Raw genomic sequence first — 16,445 nt, 5'->3', positions numbered from 1 at the left:
TAATTGATTGTAAGTTAAAAATAGATTTTTGTAAAATTCTCTATTTGACCTTACCCAGAAAAAGTAGAGAGAAAGTTAAGACGTTTTTATCATGAGAATAAATTGTGCAGGAATGCAATAGTTAATAGTAGAATGTCTACGTTATTTGTTATAAAAGATTTCTATGTATTCAAATATGGCAGTTCTGGTTTGTTGAGCGAGAAGTATCAATAAGCAGCTCCCTTTTAAGTGAACTTTTCTGCAACAGAGTTATCGTAACAACAGCCCTTATGGCTCATGCTGGAAATGATGTTTTTTGTATTCAATAGAAATTGGTAATTTTGAGAGGTATACTGTGACCCTTGATCGCTATGTAACAGCAGATTTTTATCGGGTTTGCGTTTATCAACGGCCATCAATAAAGAATCTATAACTAATTATCATGTTACTCATTAACCACCATGCGTGAATATAGGTCAATTATTGCCGCCAACAACCTTCTTTAGTTTTTATGTAGGTAATCCCAAACTTTATTTGGCTGATCAGTAGTAAAATTTTGATCCAATGTGTTCGGAGCCACAACTCGGTTGCTTATTTGCTGTTTTTTATTTTTGAACCTTCGTCTAAGCTTGGTTTTAATGCCATTTTCTTGCATAACACTTTGTACTGTTTTAATTTTTGCCTAAAGCTTTTAATTCAGCGTGAATTTTAGGGGCTCCATATCTGCATTTAGAATGCTTGATGTATTTTTTGAATATCTGCTAGAAGCCCTTCTTTTGCTAATTCTTTACTGCTTTTTTCCTTAGCAACCAATACCACCAGTACAAAACCCTACATAGTTCCTGTGTTTTATAGCAATTTCTATATAAAAGAATACTTTACTCTTTTTCTTTGCCCAGGGCTTTTTTTAAGATGTCTCTTTCTCTTATTAGCTCTTTTTTTAGATCAAATCTTTCTTTGTCATAAGGAGCCTTTGCCTGGAAATGCGTATGCTCCAGACATTTTTCCATCATATTTTCTTACTTAACATACTGCCATCTATACCTAGATCTTTTGCTATTTTTGTACTTGCTTGACCTGTTTCTTTAACCAGCTTAACAGCTTCTAATTTGAATTCTGCTGTATATTCTCTTCTATTTGTCATATTTTGAAAAAACGTTTTATTTTACTCCAAAAACGTCTTAACTTTCTCTCTACTTTTTCTGGACTACTCCGAATCGGTTGACAAATTGGACGTTTGATAAGCATAATTTGGAGCTTCTTGTGTAATGACTATATCATGAGCGTGACTCTCTCTTAATCCTGATGCAGTAATAGTAACAAATTTACAATTTTTTTTCATCTCTTCTATATTCCTATTACCAGTATACCCCATTGCAGCTTGCAATCCGCCAATCAATTGATGGATTACTCCTGAAGCTGGACCTTTGAATGGAACTCTTCCTTCCACTCCTTGTGGAACTAATTTGAGTTTTGAATCTTTATCTTGAAAATAACGGCTAGCTGAACCTCGTTTCATTGCACTAATAGATCCCATTCCTCGATAGCCTTTATATGCTCTGCCCTTATACATAATAATCTCACCTGGGCTTTCGTCAGTGCCAGCAAAAATCGAACCAATCATCACAGAGTCAGCACCAGCTGCAATAGCTTTTGCAACATCTCCTGAGTATTTTACCCCACCATCAGCAATTAGTCTGACGTTTCTTGCTCTACACGCCTCTGCAACATTCTTGATTGCAGAGAATTGTGGCACACCAACACCTGTAACTATTCTGGTTGTACAGATTGATCCTGGTCCTATTCCAACCTTCACTGCATCAACACCCGCATCAATCAACGCTTCAGCAGCCTCCTTTGTTGCAATGTTTCCGCCAATTAATTGCGTATTAGGATACATCTTTTTTATTTCCCTAATGGTATTGATAACGTTTTCGGAATGACCGTGAGCAGTATCCACAACAACTACATCAACTTCTTCTCCGATCAAAGCTTCACATCTGTCTATACCATCTTTTTTACCAGTGCCAATTGCAGCGGCAACTCTGAGACGCCCTTTACTGTCTTTACATGAATTTGGGTATCTATTGTATTTTTCAATGTCTTTAACCGTAATTAAACCTATACAACAAGAATTTTCATCTACGACCAAAAGCTTTTCTATTCTATTTTCATGCAACAATTTCATTGCTGAGGCACTATTCACTCCCTGCTCCCGCACTGTCACTAACTTATCTTTTGTCATCACTTCGGAAACTTTTACATTCATGTTCTGGTCTTCAATAAATCTCACATCTCGGTTAGTTAAAATTCCAACTAACTTGCGTTGATCGACTACAGGAATGCCAGAATAATTGTGCTCTCTCATTAATGAAATTGCTTCCGCAACTGTTTTATCCGGTGAAATCGTAATTGGGTTATACACGATCCAACTTTCATATTTTTTCACCCTTCTTACTTCTAAAACTTGTTCATCTATTGATAAATTCTTATGTATGCAACCTATCCCTCCATGTTGGGCAATAGCTATTGCAAAGCCCGATTCAGTAACAGTATCCATTGCAGAGGATATGAGAGGGATATTTAGTTCTATACTATTTGTTAAATAAGTTTTTGTATCTGCATCGCAAGGCAATATATTAGAATAGGCTGGCAAAAGAAGTATATCGTCAAACGAATAACAAGCTTCCATTTTTTTCATAGGCTTTATTTAAAGCTTATACGCCAATTAATTAAATTGCAATAGGCAAAATTAGCTAGGAGCCTTTAATTGTATAGCTCTAACTGTTTTTAGGAGATAGAAAAGCTATATAGTTGCTAATACATTTTATTGCAAAATAAGCATTCTACATTATTTGCCAGCAAACAAAACTGCTCAATAGTTAAGTTTTCTGGACGCTGGTTTCCGCTCAATTTAGCGTTTTCAAGGACAGTTTCAGCGTGGTTCGTTATATTTTGCAAGCTATTTCTCAGCATCTTTCTTCTTTGAGAAAAAACAGCACGTGTTAATCTTGTTAAGGTTTCCAAATTTACTGCAAATTTTGGGATAGGCAAAGGATTTACTGTAATTACTGAAGAATGTATTTTTGGTCTTGGAAAAAACTCTTTAGGTTCAATATCAAATTCCTTTTTTATATCACATAGTAACTGGCTTAGCACTGATAAGGAACCATAATCTTTAGAATTGGGTCTTGCCGTAATGCGATCTGCTACCTCTTTTTGAAACATTAATGTCAAGTTCGTAAAAAATTTTATATTATTTAACCACTTTAAAAATAACACTACCGAGATATTGTAAGGCAAGTTAGCAATAACTTTAACTGGACGTTCTATCAGCTCTTCTTCTATAACGTGCAGTGCATCTGCTTCTATAATTTTATACTTTCCTTGATGCTCATTTAGCAGTTGATCATGGTGTTTTACTAAATCTCTATCTTTTTCTATAGAAAGTAGAGACTTTGGATTATGCACCAATATTTCTCTTGTTAATGCACCATATCCAGGACCAATTTCAATGACATTAAAATTCTCCAGACTACCAGCTAAAGCGACTATTTTTTTTGTTATCTCACTCGATAAAATAAAATTTTGCCCTAGACTCTTTTTTGGCTTCAGTAAAAATTTTTTCATATTATTTTCATTATACAGTATTTTAAAAATTAGTTGACTAAAATTCATTGATAATTGTATATTATTAATGTGTTTAACGCCGGCTTAGCTCAATTGGTAGAGCAACTGACTTGTAATCAGTAGGTTGTCAGTTCAAGTCCGACAGCCGGCACTCTCACTCATATAAGTAAAGTTGATGTCCTTTTTAATAGTAGCAAATTGGAAAATGAATGGAATGCGTTCTTCATTTGTTGACTTTATAGGCAAACTTAACAACAAGAGCAACGAAATTACCTCTAAGCTAGTGATTTGCCCTCCTTTTACATCATTTCCAAGCAGTATAGAGTTGAACAATAATATTAATATAGGAGCACAGAATTGCCATCATAAAAAGTTCGGTTCTTACACAGGTGAAATTAGTGCAGAAATGTTAAAAGAACTAGGGTGTACTTACGTAATACTTGGGCATTCTGAAAGGGCTAATGAAAAAGATAGTGAAATAAAACTTAAGTCGGAAATAGCAATAGAATCAGGCTTACACCCAATTATCTGTGTAGGTGAAAATTCAGAAGATTATAAGAATGAAAAAACAAAAGAAGTAATAGAATATCAATGTAAAAACCGCTTGCCAACACACGGTGAATATACCGTAGCATATGAGCCAATATGGGCAATAGGCACAGGTCATGTGCCAAATAATGATGCAATTGCTAAGGTGATAGAGGTAATAAAATTGTGTACTAGTAAAAAACACATTATATATGGTGGTTCAGTCAGTTCAGAAAATATAGAAAATTTGCTCAGTATCTCAAATTTATCAGGAGTTTTAATTGGCAGTGCAAGCTTAGATTTCGATCACTTTTATAAAATTATACAACAAGTTGAAAAAAAGTTTTCTCTTATCAATTCTAAAATCAGCAACTAAGAATCCTATAACAAATGACATCATTTCAGTGTCAAGCATATATAGCTAACCCAAGAAAGGTTTCCCTACGTCATACCGCGATTCATTCGCGGTATCTCTAGATCCCGCTAACACGTAGCGGGATGACGAATTTGTTGTTTTTCAAATTGTAGGTAAACCTAAGCCACTTTAGCTATATCTGTACGAACATCTAGTAAAACGACCTAGCTATAGCTAAAGTAATCTAGAAAATTAACGATATTTTATTCCCCGGGGAACGCTCTATTCTGTTTTCCAACTCTAGTTCCAAAAGAGCCATTAGAGCTATGTTGGTAGAAAGTCCGCTTGCTAATATAAGTTCATCTATATCAACAGGTACAGAGTTAATATGATCAACTATAACAGATTTTGCCTGTTGTAATTTTTCTTGTTTTTGGTTAACAGCATAGTGCTCAACATCAAATAGTTTTTTTTGCTGCGGAGGTAGACTAAACCTAATACTCTCTATTATGTCATCAGCGGATTCGATAAGCTTAGCACCGTTTTTAATTAAATAATTACTACCACTACAGCGTGAATCTAAAGGGAAACCAGAAACTGCAAACACCTCTCTCCCTTGATTTAAAGCAAAATCTGCTGTTATTAGAGAGCCAGAACGTTTCGATGCTTCAATCACTGCAACACCTAGCGATAGGCCAGATATAATTCGATTCCTCTGAGGAAAATACTGAGGCTTTGGTTTAGTAGCAAATGGAAGCTCAGTAATTACTAACCCACCGTTCCCAGTGATTTTTTTGTATAGATCAAAATTCTCTTTTGGATACACCACATCAATTCCGCTTGCTGTAACAGCAATAGTGGGATGATTTTTGTATATTACACTGTTTGCTGCAGTATCGATTCCTTTTGCAAGTCCAGAAACGATAACAAAACCAGCTTCGCTTAAATCAAGTGCCAACTTATTGGCAAAATTTCTTCCATTCATTGAAGAGTTACGCCCACCGATTATTGCAATTATCTCACGGCTTAATAATGATATATCACCAAGCGCAGTTATTACAGGAGGACAACTAGAGATATTTCTTAAAAGATCAGGGTAATCTGGGTCACATGCGGGTATAATTTTAGCTCCAATTCTTTCTGCATTATTGATTTCTTCTCGTGCATCTTGAATGCCATACACCTTATTATTAGCCACCCTATTGAGATATTTTAGCACCTCATCTAGCGATCCATGTGTTCTTAGTATACTAAAAAACTTTGTTGGTCCTATAGTTCTAGCCAAGCTTAACCATACTTCTAATTCTTTGTTGTTCAATTTATTTATCTTCATAAAAGGCTTGAATTTCTTATCAATTTAGTGTACCCAAGATAATGCAAATATACAGTGTTTTATGACGCATTTTGTTACAGATAAATGCATAAAATGTAAATATACGGACTGTGTGGAAGTATGTCCCGTTGACTGCTTCTATGAAGGTAAAAACATGCTCGTGATTAACCCAGATGAATGTATTGATTGCGGAGTGTGCATACCTGAGTGTCCAGTAGATGCAATTGTAACTGATGATTCCATAAAAGATATTTTAGAACTAGATGAAGAGTTACTGAACAGTGAACAAAAAATCTTCAAATCATTTTACAACATAAACGTAGAATACTCACAAAAATGGCCAAATATCACAGCTAAGAAGCAACCTCTCTATACAGCAGAAGAGTATAAGGAAAAAAAGGATAAAACAACTTATTTTGAGGAAAATTTAGAATAATACTGCTGAAGGAAAAGAAACTTTTTGTATTTCAGGGTTATTGTTTTTGGTTGCTGAAAATAGTTGCGTTATCTAAGTTGTTATGCTGATAAATTAGTATCGATTAATTTAAGGATTAAGGAAAAAGGCTTATTGACTTTTGAAATATTTGATTATAAAACTAGCTGTTAGCATTAAATCTTGGGGGTAAGTTATGAGTATAAATAAAAGAGAAACCATTAAAAAGATTGAAGGGTTACTTTTTCAAGCGAACGGTAATCTTGAAAAAACATGTGATCTATTATCAACAGTAAAGTTAACCGAAGATGATATTAAAATATTGCTGGAAGAGATGATAAAAGAGTATTATAGCTTGTTTAAAAAGATTTCTTGGAGTTGTGGAATTACTGCAGGCGGTGCACAAGATGCCAACGCAAGCAGCTTCAACGAAGCTTATAAGTTAGGTTCAAAAGAGTTAGCATTGGCAATAATGTCAGATTTTAAGAAGTCTTATGATCAAGAATTATTCAAGAAATATAAAAAGGAAGAAATGTCTTATCCTGAAGGAGAAGGAGTACAATTTATTAGATAATTAAGAGTTCTAAGTAGAATACTTACTATATCTTTAATAAGGAAACTTGATGAAGTTTACAAGTTTACTCCAGAAGAAATTGAGCGTTTGAAGGAATATATATTAGTTAGCAACTATGATACAAGCAAAAGTCTTTCTGATATAGACAAATATATGCATGCACTATCTGCCTTAATTAGAAACCCCTCACTTGATACAAAAAAGATATTTGAGCTAAATAATCGAATGATAATACACACTACAGCCTTAATTGATTTAGTAACTAGTGGAGTAGTGAAAAAAGAAGAAGCAAAAGAACAATCTGCTGAGGATTTAGAAAAGCTTGTCTGTGAACAGTATAAAGGTGCAGCAAACACGCCAGTACCGTTGCCGAGCACGCTATTTGAAGTGGATAAAAAAAGTGCTTAAAGGAAAGTAAGAAGGTCTTATAGTTAGCCAAAGTAGGTATTTAATAAGCTTAATGTAACCATTATATATGCTATATAGTAAAACATAGAATGCTTATGGTTCCAACTATAGCAATTTTAAGTGGTGGGTTTTCTTGTGAGAGAGAAATATCGCTTATGAGCGGAAAAGCAGTAAAGAAGGCGCTCGATAGCCTTTCATATAATGCAATAGAAATAGATGTTGACAGTAACATTGCTGAAAAGCTTAGAAAAATTAATTCGGGCCTTGCTTTTATCGCTCTGCATGGACCTTATGGTGAAGATGGCTGCATTCAAGGTTTATTGGAGATTTTAGGTATAAAATATACACACTCAGGAGTTATGGCTTCTGCTGTTGCTATGAATAAAGTGATGTCAAAGCATATATTTCGGTCCCTTAGTATCGACACTCCAAAAGGTTATGTAATTAGCCGAGAAGATCTACTAAAAAATAATATTAAAATCGATTATCCGTACGTCTTAAAACCAATTAATGAAGGTTCAAGTATTGGAGTGTACATAATTTTCTCGCACGAGGATTACTTAGAACTGAAAGATAATAGTTCTACTATAATGGAAAAGATGATCGTAGAAGAATACATACCGGGCATAGAGTTACATACTGCTGTATTGCTGGATGAAGCAATTGGCACTATAGAAGTACGACCAAAAAATAAATTCTATGATTATGAAGCAAAGTATACAGATGGATTTGCAGAACATATATTTCCCGCTGAAATTCCTAACAATATATATAAAATGACCTTGGAACACGCACTGAAAGTTCATCAATTTTTAGGATGCAAAACTATTTCCCGCTCAGATTTCCGTTATAATCCCAAAAATAACACTTTAAAAATGCTTGAGATTAATACACATCCTGGGTTTACTGAGTTATCGTTAGTGCCAGAAATTGCAAAATTGGCAAAAGGAATCAATTTTAATGAATTAGTTAAAATTATTATTGAAGATAGTTTGCAGCACAAAAATATTAGGGATTTAAGTCATGTTGAGCAGTATTACTAGAAGCCAAAGGAGTTTTTTGCGTAAGTGTGCCTTGGTTATTATCACAGCACTTTTTCTTACGCTAATACTTTACAGCTCACTTGATAAAATAATAAATCGATTTAATTACTACTTTACTTGGTATAATGACTGCCTATCTAGTTTATTACTCAGTAGTGGATTTTCAATCGACGAAGTAGTCGTGAGCGGCAATAAATTTACAAACAAAAAGGATATTCTAAGTTTGACAGATAGAACGCAACCTATCCTGTATATATCACTTTCAAAACTTGCCGGTAACATACAATCCGTAAGCAGGTGGATAAAACACGTAAGAGTTCACAGAATTTTGCCCAATACTCTACACATTAATATAGATGAGCATAAACCGTTTGCTCTCTGGAAAGATAATAACAAAACCTCGGTAATTGATTTTGAAGGTAAAGTGATCGTAGATGACTATCTAGTAGATGATCTTGTTGTAATTAAAGGACAAAACTCGTTATCAAACCTAGAATTTGTTAGAGATGTGTTGGAGAGTAAAACTCAATTAAGAGACCACATTTCTTCTTTTGCTTATATAGGGAATAGAAGATGGAATATCATACTTGATAACGATTCCACAGTAAAACTGCCTGAAGATAACCCTTATAGTGCATGGGACTATTTAAACCACTTACACAATACAACTGATTTTACTTTCAGCGATTGGAGTATTATTGATATGCGTATTACTGATAAAATTTTTGTGAAGAGGTGATCTGCTGTCATCCAAGTAGCCCCTTTTCCTGTCATCCCAGTGCCCAGACACTGGAATCCCGCCGCGAACCGTCATACCGCGATTCATTCGCGGTATCTCTTAACATAGATCCCTTATTTAACCGCCATACCTTAACATAGATCCCGCTAACACGTAGCGGGATGACGAGCTTATCGTCATGTCACCGCGAACCGTCATACCGTCACGAACCGTCATACCGCGATTCATTCGCGGTATCTCTTAACATAGATCCCTTATTTAACCGCCATACCTTAACATAGATCCCGCTAACACGTAGCGGGATGACGAGCTTATCGTCACGCCGTCGCAAACCGTCATACCGCGATTCATTCGCGGTATCTCAGCCGCTAACAAGAGATCCCGCTAACACGTAGCGGGATGACGATTGTCGTTTAGCTATAAACATTAAGAAATTTACCAAACGAAAAAAAAGGCAAAAGAAGCCCTGGGGTAGCTAGTTATTCACTATCCATTTTTTAAGTTGGCGTTTTTTTATGTTTTAAATGCTTTATAAGCGCATTTTAGCTTATATTAGGTAAAAACCCAGAAATTTGATAAAGACATAAGGTGCACATAGTGCAAAAAATTAAACATGAGACGCCAGATACGTGAGTTTTTTTGTCATTTAATCTGTACAGAGAAGATAAATAAATAGCTTCAGTTTCATGATAAGGGGACTGGCGAGGTTTGTCAAGGAATTTTTATGCAAGAGATCTATTGAAATGCCCCTGTAAAATTATACTATTAATTAGTACACTATAAATTTAAAATTATAGATATGTTAAGCAGATTGGTAATTTTGCTATTAGTTTTTATACTTCCTTTTTCTTCATACTCATACCAGTTTAGAACCAAAGCAAAGCAAGCAGTAGTCTTAGATTTAGCTTCAGACTCATTCATTTTTGACCATAATTCTGATGAAAAAATGGCCCCATCTTCAATGAGCAAGCTAATGACTTTATATATAGCCTTCGATTATCTAAAAGCTGGAATAATACACATGGAGGATAAATTTCGAGTAAGTAGAAAAGCGTGGGAAAGGAGAGGCTCTTCCATGTTTTTGAAAGAAGGTCAATCCGTTACGGTGAGGGAATTACTTGAAGGAATTACAATAGTCTCAGGCAATGATGCCTGCATAACACTAGCCGAGGGCATTGCAGGATCAGAAGAGAATTTTGTGGCTGAAATGAATGAAGTTGCACAAAATTTGAATCTGAATGACAGTCATTTTGTCAACTCAAGCGGGTGGCCAGATGAAGATCATTTTATGAACGCAAAAGACTTGGTAATGCTGGCAAAAAGGATTTTCACCGATTTTCCTGAATATTATGATTTATTTTCCGAACAATATTTGACATATAATGAAATTGTACAAAAGAATAAAAATCTTCTACTTTTTCACGATATTGGGGTTGATGGCTTAAAAACCGGTTATACAAATGCTGGTGGTTACGGCATTGTAGCATCTGCAAAACGAAATGATAGGAGAATTTTTGCTGTCGTAAATGGTTTAAACACTGAGAAAGAGCGAATAGAAGAAGCAAAAAGATTGATACAATACTCCTTAAATCATTTTAACACTAAGAAAATATTCGTTAAAGACAGCGTAGTTGAGGAAGTAAATGTTCTCTATGGAAAAGATAGAAAAGTGCCTATTACAGTTGCAAACGATGTTACCATAACTTACAACCGCAAATTGCATGACCAAATTAAGGTGCGTATTGAATATAAAGATATGATACCTGCACCCATTAAAAAAGGTCAAGAAGTGGGCAAAGTTTTTGTAGAAATACCAGGTATTGAGCAACAAACTACACCACTTTATGCAGCAAATGACGTGCAGGAATTGAATTTCGTAGAAAAGTTTTTTAGGATGTTGTTTTAAGTTTGATATTAAAGCAATTCCGAAAGAGAGATCTATTGCACTTTAGTGTAGTTTTAACTAACAATTTCTGTTACAATACAAGATTGAAATGTTACGAAAATGTGCTGGTTGTATTTGTTGCTGTCTAGTATCCTAGAGATACTGTGGGCTGTAACGCTAAAGTTTAGTAACAGTTTTACTAAAGTTGTGCCTTCGATTGCAACATTGGTAATTATGATCATTAGCATTTACTTTTTATCTCTTGCAGCATGCTTTCTACCTATTAGGGTATGCTATGCAGTTTCCTCTGGAATATGCACAATTGGAATAACTATAATTGGTGCAACCACTTTCACAGAGAATATTAATTTATCTCAAGTTTTATGTATCGTTTTAATTGTAATAGGAAGCATAGGGCTGAAGCTCTCTATTTAAACCTAAAAATTTATGCATGAATTGGATATATTTACTCTTATCGTCACTAATTGAAGTGTTCTGGGTCATAACACTTAAGCATAGTTATGGATTTACTCATCTCGTACCATCAATAATTAGCATACTCTCCATGGCTCTTAGTACATATTTACTTTCGCTCGCTACACGTTCTATACCTATCGGAGTATGCTATGCAATTTGGACTGGAGTGGGCGCTATAGGAGCTTCGATACTTGGAGTTTACCTATTTGATGAACCAGTTAATTTATTCGAAGTAATATGCTTTATTTTAGTTACATTCGGGATTATAGGATTAAAATTGTTTGATACTGCAAAACAAACTGTTGATAAAATGGAATAAAAGATCCCACTGGGATGAAAGAAGCAGATACTCCATATTGTCATGCAAATTGGAATCCAGACTTTTTTCTATATAGCATGGTGAAGACGGGAAACCGTAACCGTTCACACAATGGCGTCAACTTAAGGAAAAATATCAGCGATAGTGTATAAAATTTCTCTCTAAATTTTTTATCATTAAATTATCCAAAGAGTGCAAGGGACAGCACTTTTGTTTCTGTTTTATTTCAACAAAGAAGTCTAAAATGTGTCCTTTTTAGGTGAAATATGCAAAAAGGAAAAAACCTTATTCTACAAATTAAAAATATAATATACTCGAAAACTTTTCAGAAAATCCATTGTGTTGAGTTTTACACGAACAAGAAAACTTCCTTTTTCGACAGTATTTTCTATGATTTTAAAGTTAGTTAAAAAAAGTTTGGGAATAGAATGTGAACTTATGGAGCCATTGACATGTACCCTCAAAGCAAGCTTTTTCTAAAGCAAGGTATAAGATTTGCCATACAGGCTTTCAAGAATTTAAGCATCCAAACAGCCTATCAGGATGAACCTGAGTTGGAGAGGCTATAGACTTATTGCAGCAGATGGTTCTGGTATGAGATTACCCAGCTCTGGGGAAATTGTATCCGAGTTTGAACCAAATGGAACAACAGGCACCATTGGCAATTTGTTTGTTGATTTGTGTACTTCGCTAATTTGTAGTGCTCGTCTTGCAGCTTGGAATATAGGTGAACAAACGTTGGCGGCAGAGCAATTACCCGAAGTTATCACTCAAATGCGTTTATTAAATCAAGAGAAATTATTATTTATCTATGATCGTCTTCAGTAAAATTCATTCAGCAGCATTATGATTTGGAAGTAGATTTTATTTTTCGCTTGCAAAAAAGAAATTATAGTAAGCTATGGGAACGCTGGCGAATTAGATTTTGATTTTATATTAGAAAATGAAAAGCTAAAAAATAAAATGAAAGGACAGAAAGTAAGAGTTATAGTGCTGACATTAGCCAACTGAGAAACAGAGTTTTTGACCGAGACTTTGGAGCAAAGCTTATGTGTTAAGGTGGCACATAGAGGAGTGCTATAAACGACTCAAAGTAGGAGCAGAGTTAGAGAATTTTTCTGGAGAGGCTGTATTACAAGAATTTTGGGCAAACTTGGTCATGTGCAATATATTATCGCTTCATATATGTGATGCACAAGGGCCTTGGAACCCAGATCAAATTACTGAGTATCGTTTAAATTTTTCAGTTTTATTTGGTGTAATGAGGCAGAAACTCTATCAGGTACTTATTGCGCCAAAAAACTTTCAAGCCCTTTTTAAGTATACGCGCTAAAGTTAAAATCCGACCGGGACAGCCGCAATAAAGTAGATAAGCCTAAACGCCATCATGTCTTTAGGAGAGTTTGCTAATGAAAGTTCTTAAGTTGACGCCATTGGCTGAACGGATACGATTTATTTCAGTGCATGAGCTGGTCCTTTTCGGATTTTAGCGCTGTGTACATAACTGCACGAACGTCTAGTTTAGGGGTAAGAAAAATTAGGGCCCGCAAATTAATCCAAACACATAAGTGTAGTGTTACCACCAAATGCTGTAGTGTTAACACTTACAACTTTTTCTGTAGAAAAACGCTGTAAATAATGAGGACCACCAGCTTTTGGCCCAGTGCCAGATAGTCCTCTACCACCAAATGGTTGTATCCCAACTGCTGCACCTATCTGGTTACGGTTGATGTAGACATTTCCAACTGATATTTTTTTACTTATAGTGTCAATTTGACTTTGTATACGACTCTGCAAAGAAAACGTAAGCCCATATCCAGTACTATTTATATCACTTATAACTTCATTTAATTGTGACTTGTTAAAACGTATGATATGTAAAATAGGACCAAATACTTCTTGCTTTAATTGCGAAATTTTTTGTATCTCATAAATATATGGAGGAAAGAAATAACCATTATGAGAATTTGTATCCATGGGTACTTTAAATAACAGATTTGAATCTTTATCCTCTGACATTTTTTGCGTATGTTGAGTGAGCATATCGATAGATGCTTTATCAATTATTGGACCAATATCAGTACTAAGTTGTATTGGGTCACCAATCTTGAGTTCTTGCGCTGCACCGCATATCATTTTTATCTGCTTCTCTGCTATGTCCTCTTGAATAAACAGCACTCTAAGCGCAGAACAGCGTTGGCCAGCGCTGCGAAACGCAGAAAGCAAAACATCCGTAGTCACTTGCTCTAAGAGAGCAGAGCTATCAACAATCATAGCATTTAATCCGCCAGTTTCAGCAATAAATGGCACAATAGGACCATCCCTATTTGCAAGCATTCTATTAATTATTTGAGCGGTTTGTGTTGAACCAGTAAAAGCTACACCGGAAATTCTATTGTCTGGAACTAATATTTTGCCTAAATATCCACCATCCCCAGGAATGAGGTGCAACACATTTTTTGATATCCCAGCTTCATGTAGTATCTTAACAGCTTCATAGGCAATAATCGGCGTTTGCTCTGCCGGTTTTGCCAGCACTGCATTACCTGCTGCAAGTGCAGCTGAAACCTGCCCAATGAAGATAGCGAGCGGAAAATTCCACGGTGATATGCATAAGAAAACTCCTCTGCCTTCAAAAAAGATGAAGTTATCTTCACCTGTTGGCCCTGGCAATTTTCTCCAGTCGCTCAGTTCATTTTTTGCTATCGTTGCGTAGTAACGTAAGAAATCCACTGCCTCTCTTACTTCCGCTATTGCATCAGATAAAATTTTTCCTGCTTCTACGATCAGAATGTAAATCAACTCTTTCATCCTTTCTTCAAGCAAATCTGCAGCTTTTTCAAGGCATTTAGCGCGCTCTACTGCTGAAACATTCTGCCATTCAGTAAAAGCATTATGTGCTATTTCAAGAGCGTTTAAAGCTTGAACACTTGTTGTATTTGACACTTCTCCAATTACATTTTCTAAATGTGCAGGATTCACTACTTCGATAAATTCAGCACTATCAAATAGTGCTTTTCCATCAATTATTGGTCCAACTTGCCACTTTTTTTCACTAAAACCCTTTATATCATCTGCAAATTGTGAGACTATCACAGAATCACTAATATCCATTCCCAAAGAATTTTTTCTTTCTGGTCCCAAAATATCTTGTGGTAATGGAATGCCTGGATGAGGCTCATAATTAAAATTTATAGCTTTTTCCAGTGGATCTGAAATTAACTCATCGATTTTAACGTTAGGATCACTTATTTGATTAACAAACGAACTATTAGCTCCATTTTCAAGAAGACGTCTTATAAGATAAGGCAACAAGTCACTATGTTCCCCAACGGGTGCGTAGACACGACAGCTAACATTTGTTGCAAGCTCTGACATTGCATAATCATATAAGTCTTTTGCCATTCCATGTAAGCGTTGAAATTCAAATCCAGGGTGGTTTTTATCAGCAAGTTCCATGATAGAAGCAAAAGTATAGACGTTATGAGTTCCAAAGCATGGGTAAAAGCTGTTTGGTTTACTCAAAAGTTTCTGTGCGCACACGAGGTAAGATACGTCAGTATAGCTTTTTCTTGTAAATACTGAGTAATCATTTAATCCCAATTCTTGCGTACGCTTGATTTCTGAATCCCAATATGCACCTTTTACAAGCCTCAACATAATTTTGTGCTTTGATCGGATAGCAACATCTTCAACAAAGTCAAGAACAGATAAAGCGCTCTTTTGATATGCTTGCACAGCCAAGCCAAGCCCTTCCCACTCAGAAAGTGATTCATCAAGCCGTAATTGTTCAAACAAGATTAAGGAAATTTCAAGCCTTTCTGATTCTTCTGCATCTATGCATAATGAAATGTTGTATTTTTTTGCCTCGCGGCAGAGCTCTAAAACCTTAGTGAATATCTCACCAGCAATTCGGTCAAATTGGCTGAATTCATAACGTGGGTGTAAAGCAGAAAGTTTGATTGAAATTCCATGGGATTTAAAACAATCATTTATTTCAGTGGATTCACCTATAGCTTTTATTGAATGCATATATGAATTAAAATACTCTTCTGCATCCTCAGCTGTGTGAGCAGCTTCACCAAGCATATCAAAAGAGTATAAAAACTTACTATTGTCATCTAGTTTTGCGTACCTTAAAGCTTCTTCTATGGTTTCTCCAACAACAAAATGATTACCAAGCATAGACATTGCTTGTTTTACTGCTTTGCGAATGATCGGTTCTCCTAAATTCTTAAGTAACTTAGAAATTGCGTAATAGAACTTCGAATCGCCTTCATTGTCTCTCAATATACTGCTACCTATCATTAAACTCCACGTGGAAGCATTGACGAACAATGAAGAAGAATATCCTAAATATTTACTCCATTCTTGATTGGCAATTTTATCTTTGATTAGCTCGTCTATTGTATAATCATCTGGTATTCTAAGTAGCGATTCAGCAAGGCACATCAATGCTATTCCTTCATCATTGGAAAGCGAGTATTGCTGCATAAAGGAATCTACAATACTTAATTTATTGTGTTTGATTTTTTCAATAACTTGTTTTGCAATATTATAAATTCTATTTTTTGAATCAGCCGAAAGCTCTGCTTTTTCTACAAGATAACGTATATAACTCTTTTCATCAGTACGATAAAATCCTTGTAAACGTTTTCTCAATTCGTTAGGTTCTTGTATAGAGCTTATCATATATAATTATCTCCAAAAAATACTCCGACACCATATGTATGGTGAAATTA

General features: G+C 35.2%; 16 protein-coding genes, 1 tRNA gene and 1 pseudogene. 11 read left to right on the top strand and 7 right to left on the bottom strand.

Features of this window, described 5'->3' with window-relative positions:
* Positions 1-224 precede the first annotated feature (224 nt).
* The 5 genes from ABWU40_RS02195 to rsmA form a co-directional block, all read right to left on the bottom strand.
* Complete coding sequence (locus tag ABWU40_RS02195; RefSeq protein WP_080717647.1) at positions 225-395, bottom strand: DDE-type integrase/transposase/recombinase; 171 nt, start codon at positions 393-395, stop codon at positions 225-227.
* 462 nt (positions 396-857) lie between these two features.
* Positions 858-992 carry a hypothetical protein gene (locus ABWU40_RS02190; protein WP_007548509.1) on the bottom strand — a complete coding sequence of 45 codons (135 nt, stop codon included), beginning with the start codon at positions 990-992 and terminating at the stop codon, positions 858-860.
* Positions 989-1,123 carry an IS3 family transposase gene (locus ABWU40_RS02185; RefSeq protein WP_007548354.1) on the bottom strand — a complete coding sequence of 45 codons (135 nt, stop codon included), beginning with the start codon at positions 1,121-1,123 and terminating at the stop codon, positions 989-991. The genes ABWU40_RS02190 and ABWU40_RS02185 overlap by 4 nt, the downstream gene beginning before the upstream one ends.
* 63 nt (positions 1,124-1,186) lie before the next feature.
* Positions 1,187-2,680: an IMP dehydrogenase gene (guaB, locus tag ABWU40_RS02180; RefSeq protein ID WP_065095043.1), complete on the bottom strand. Its 1,494-nt coding sequence runs from the start codon at positions 2,678-2,680 to the stop codon at positions 1,187-1,189.
* Positions 2,681-2,796: 116 nt separating this feature from the next.
* Positions 2,797-3,609 (bottom strand): 16S rRNA (adenine(1518)-N(6)/adenine(1519)-N(6))-dimethyltransferase RsmA, encoded by an 813-nt coding sequence (gene rsmA / locus ABWU40_RS02175; RefSeq protein WP_015588849.1) that lies wholly within the window; start codon positions 3,607-3,609, stop codon positions 2,797-2,799.
* Positions 3,610-3,687: 78 nt separating this feature from the next.
* Between rsmA and ABWU40_RS02170 the strand changes: the two genes are divergently transcribed.
* Positions 3,688-3,760 (top strand) — tRNA-Thr (locus ABWU40_RS02170).
* Between the two features lie 24 nt (positions 3,761-3,784).
* A complete protein-coding gene (locus ABWU40_RS02165; protein ID WP_015588848.1) occupies positions 3,785-4,513 on the top strand; it encodes a triosephosphate isomerase in 729 nt (242 codons plus the stop codon).
* 223 nt (positions 4,514-4,736) lie between these two features.
* Here ABWU40_RS02165 and dprA read toward each other — a convergent pair whose 3' ends face one another.
* Positions 4,737-5,825 carry a DNA-processing protein DprA gene (dprA, locus tag ABWU40_RS02160; protein WP_015588847.1) on the bottom strand — a complete coding sequence of 363 codons (1,089 nt, stop codon included), beginning with the start codon at positions 5,823-5,825 and terminating at the stop codon, positions 4,737-4,739.
* 61 nt (positions 5,826-5,886) lie between these two features.
* Between dprA and ABWU40_RS02155 the strand changes: the two genes are divergently transcribed.
* The 9 genes and pseudogenes from ABWU40_RS02155 (at position 5,887) to ABWU40_RS02115 (ending at position 13,113) form a co-directional block, all read left to right on the top strand.
* A complete protein-coding gene (locus tag ABWU40_RS02155) occupies positions 5,887-6,261 on the top strand; it encodes a ferredoxin family protein (protein ID WP_141456813.1) in 375 nt (124 codons plus the stop codon).
* A gap of 193 nt (positions 6,262-6,454) precedes the next feature.
* Entirely contained in the window at positions 6,455-6,832 is a 378-nt protein-coding gene (locus ABWU40_RS02150) for a hypothetical protein (RefSeq protein ID WP_353279291.1), read from the top strand.
* 87 nt (positions 6,833-6,919) lie between these two features.
* Entirely contained in the window at positions 6,920-7,240 is a 321-nt protein-coding gene (locus ABWU40_RS02145) for a hypothetical protein (RefSeq protein ID WP_353279289.1), read from the top strand.
* Positions 7,241-7,329: 89 nt separating this feature from the next.
* The gene (locus ABWU40_RS02140) at positions 7,330-8,283 is read left to right on the top strand and encodes a D-alanine--D-alanine ligase (RefSeq protein WP_041573499.1); all 954 of its coding nucleotides are present in this window, start codon (positions 7,330-7,332) and stop codon (positions 8,281-8,283) included.
* Entirely contained in the window at positions 8,264-9,022 is a 759-nt protein-coding gene (locus ABWU40_RS02135) for a cell division protein FtsQ/DivIB (protein WP_015588843.1), read from the top strand. Before ABWU40_RS02140 ends, ABWU40_RS02135 begins: the two co-directional genes overlap by 20 nt.
* Before the next feature lie 799 nt (positions 9,023-9,821).
* A complete protein-coding gene (locus ABWU40_RS02130) occupies positions 9,822-10,928 on the top strand; it encodes a D-alanyl-D-alanine carboxypeptidase family protein (protein ID WP_010082605.1) in 1,107 nt (368 codons plus the stop codon).
* Positions 10,929-11,042: 114 nt separating this feature from the next.
* Positions 11,043-11,342, top strand: coding sequence for a DMT family transporter (locus ABWU40_RS02125; RefSeq protein WP_244662759.1), 300 nt, complete (start codon positions 11,043-11,045; stop codon positions 11,340-11,342).
* 16 nt (positions 11,343-11,358) lie between these two features.
* A complete protein-coding gene (locus ABWU40_RS02120) occupies positions 11,359-11,703 on the top strand; it encodes a DMT family transporter (RefSeq protein ID WP_006279756.1) in 345 nt (114 codons plus the stop codon).
* A gap of 266 nt (positions 11,704-11,969) precedes the next feature.
* Positions 11,970-13,113, top strand: a pseudogene (locus tag ABWU40_RS02115) (transposase).
* A gap of 141 nt (positions 13,114-13,254) precedes the next feature.
* On the opposite strand, the gene putA reads toward ABWU40_RS02115, so the two are convergent.
* A complete protein-coding gene (gene putA, locus ABWU40_RS02110; RefSeq protein ID WP_353279286.1) occupies positions 13,255-16,395 on the bottom strand; it encodes a bifunctional proline dehydrogenase/L-glutamate gamma-semialdehyde dehydrogenase PutA in 3,141 nt (1,046 codons plus the stop codon).
* Between the last annotated feature and the right edge of the window lie 50 nt (positions 16,396-16,445).

This window comes from Wolbachia endosymbiont (group A) of Cydia amplana, from assembly GCF_964028495.1.
Lineage (GTDB): Bacteria > Pseudomonadota > Alphaproteobacteria > Rickettsiales > Anaplasmataceae > Wolbachia > Wolbachia pipientis.
The sequence above is the reverse complement of the archived record's forward strand: the minus strand, read 5'-3'. Positions and strand labels throughout refer to the sequence as shown.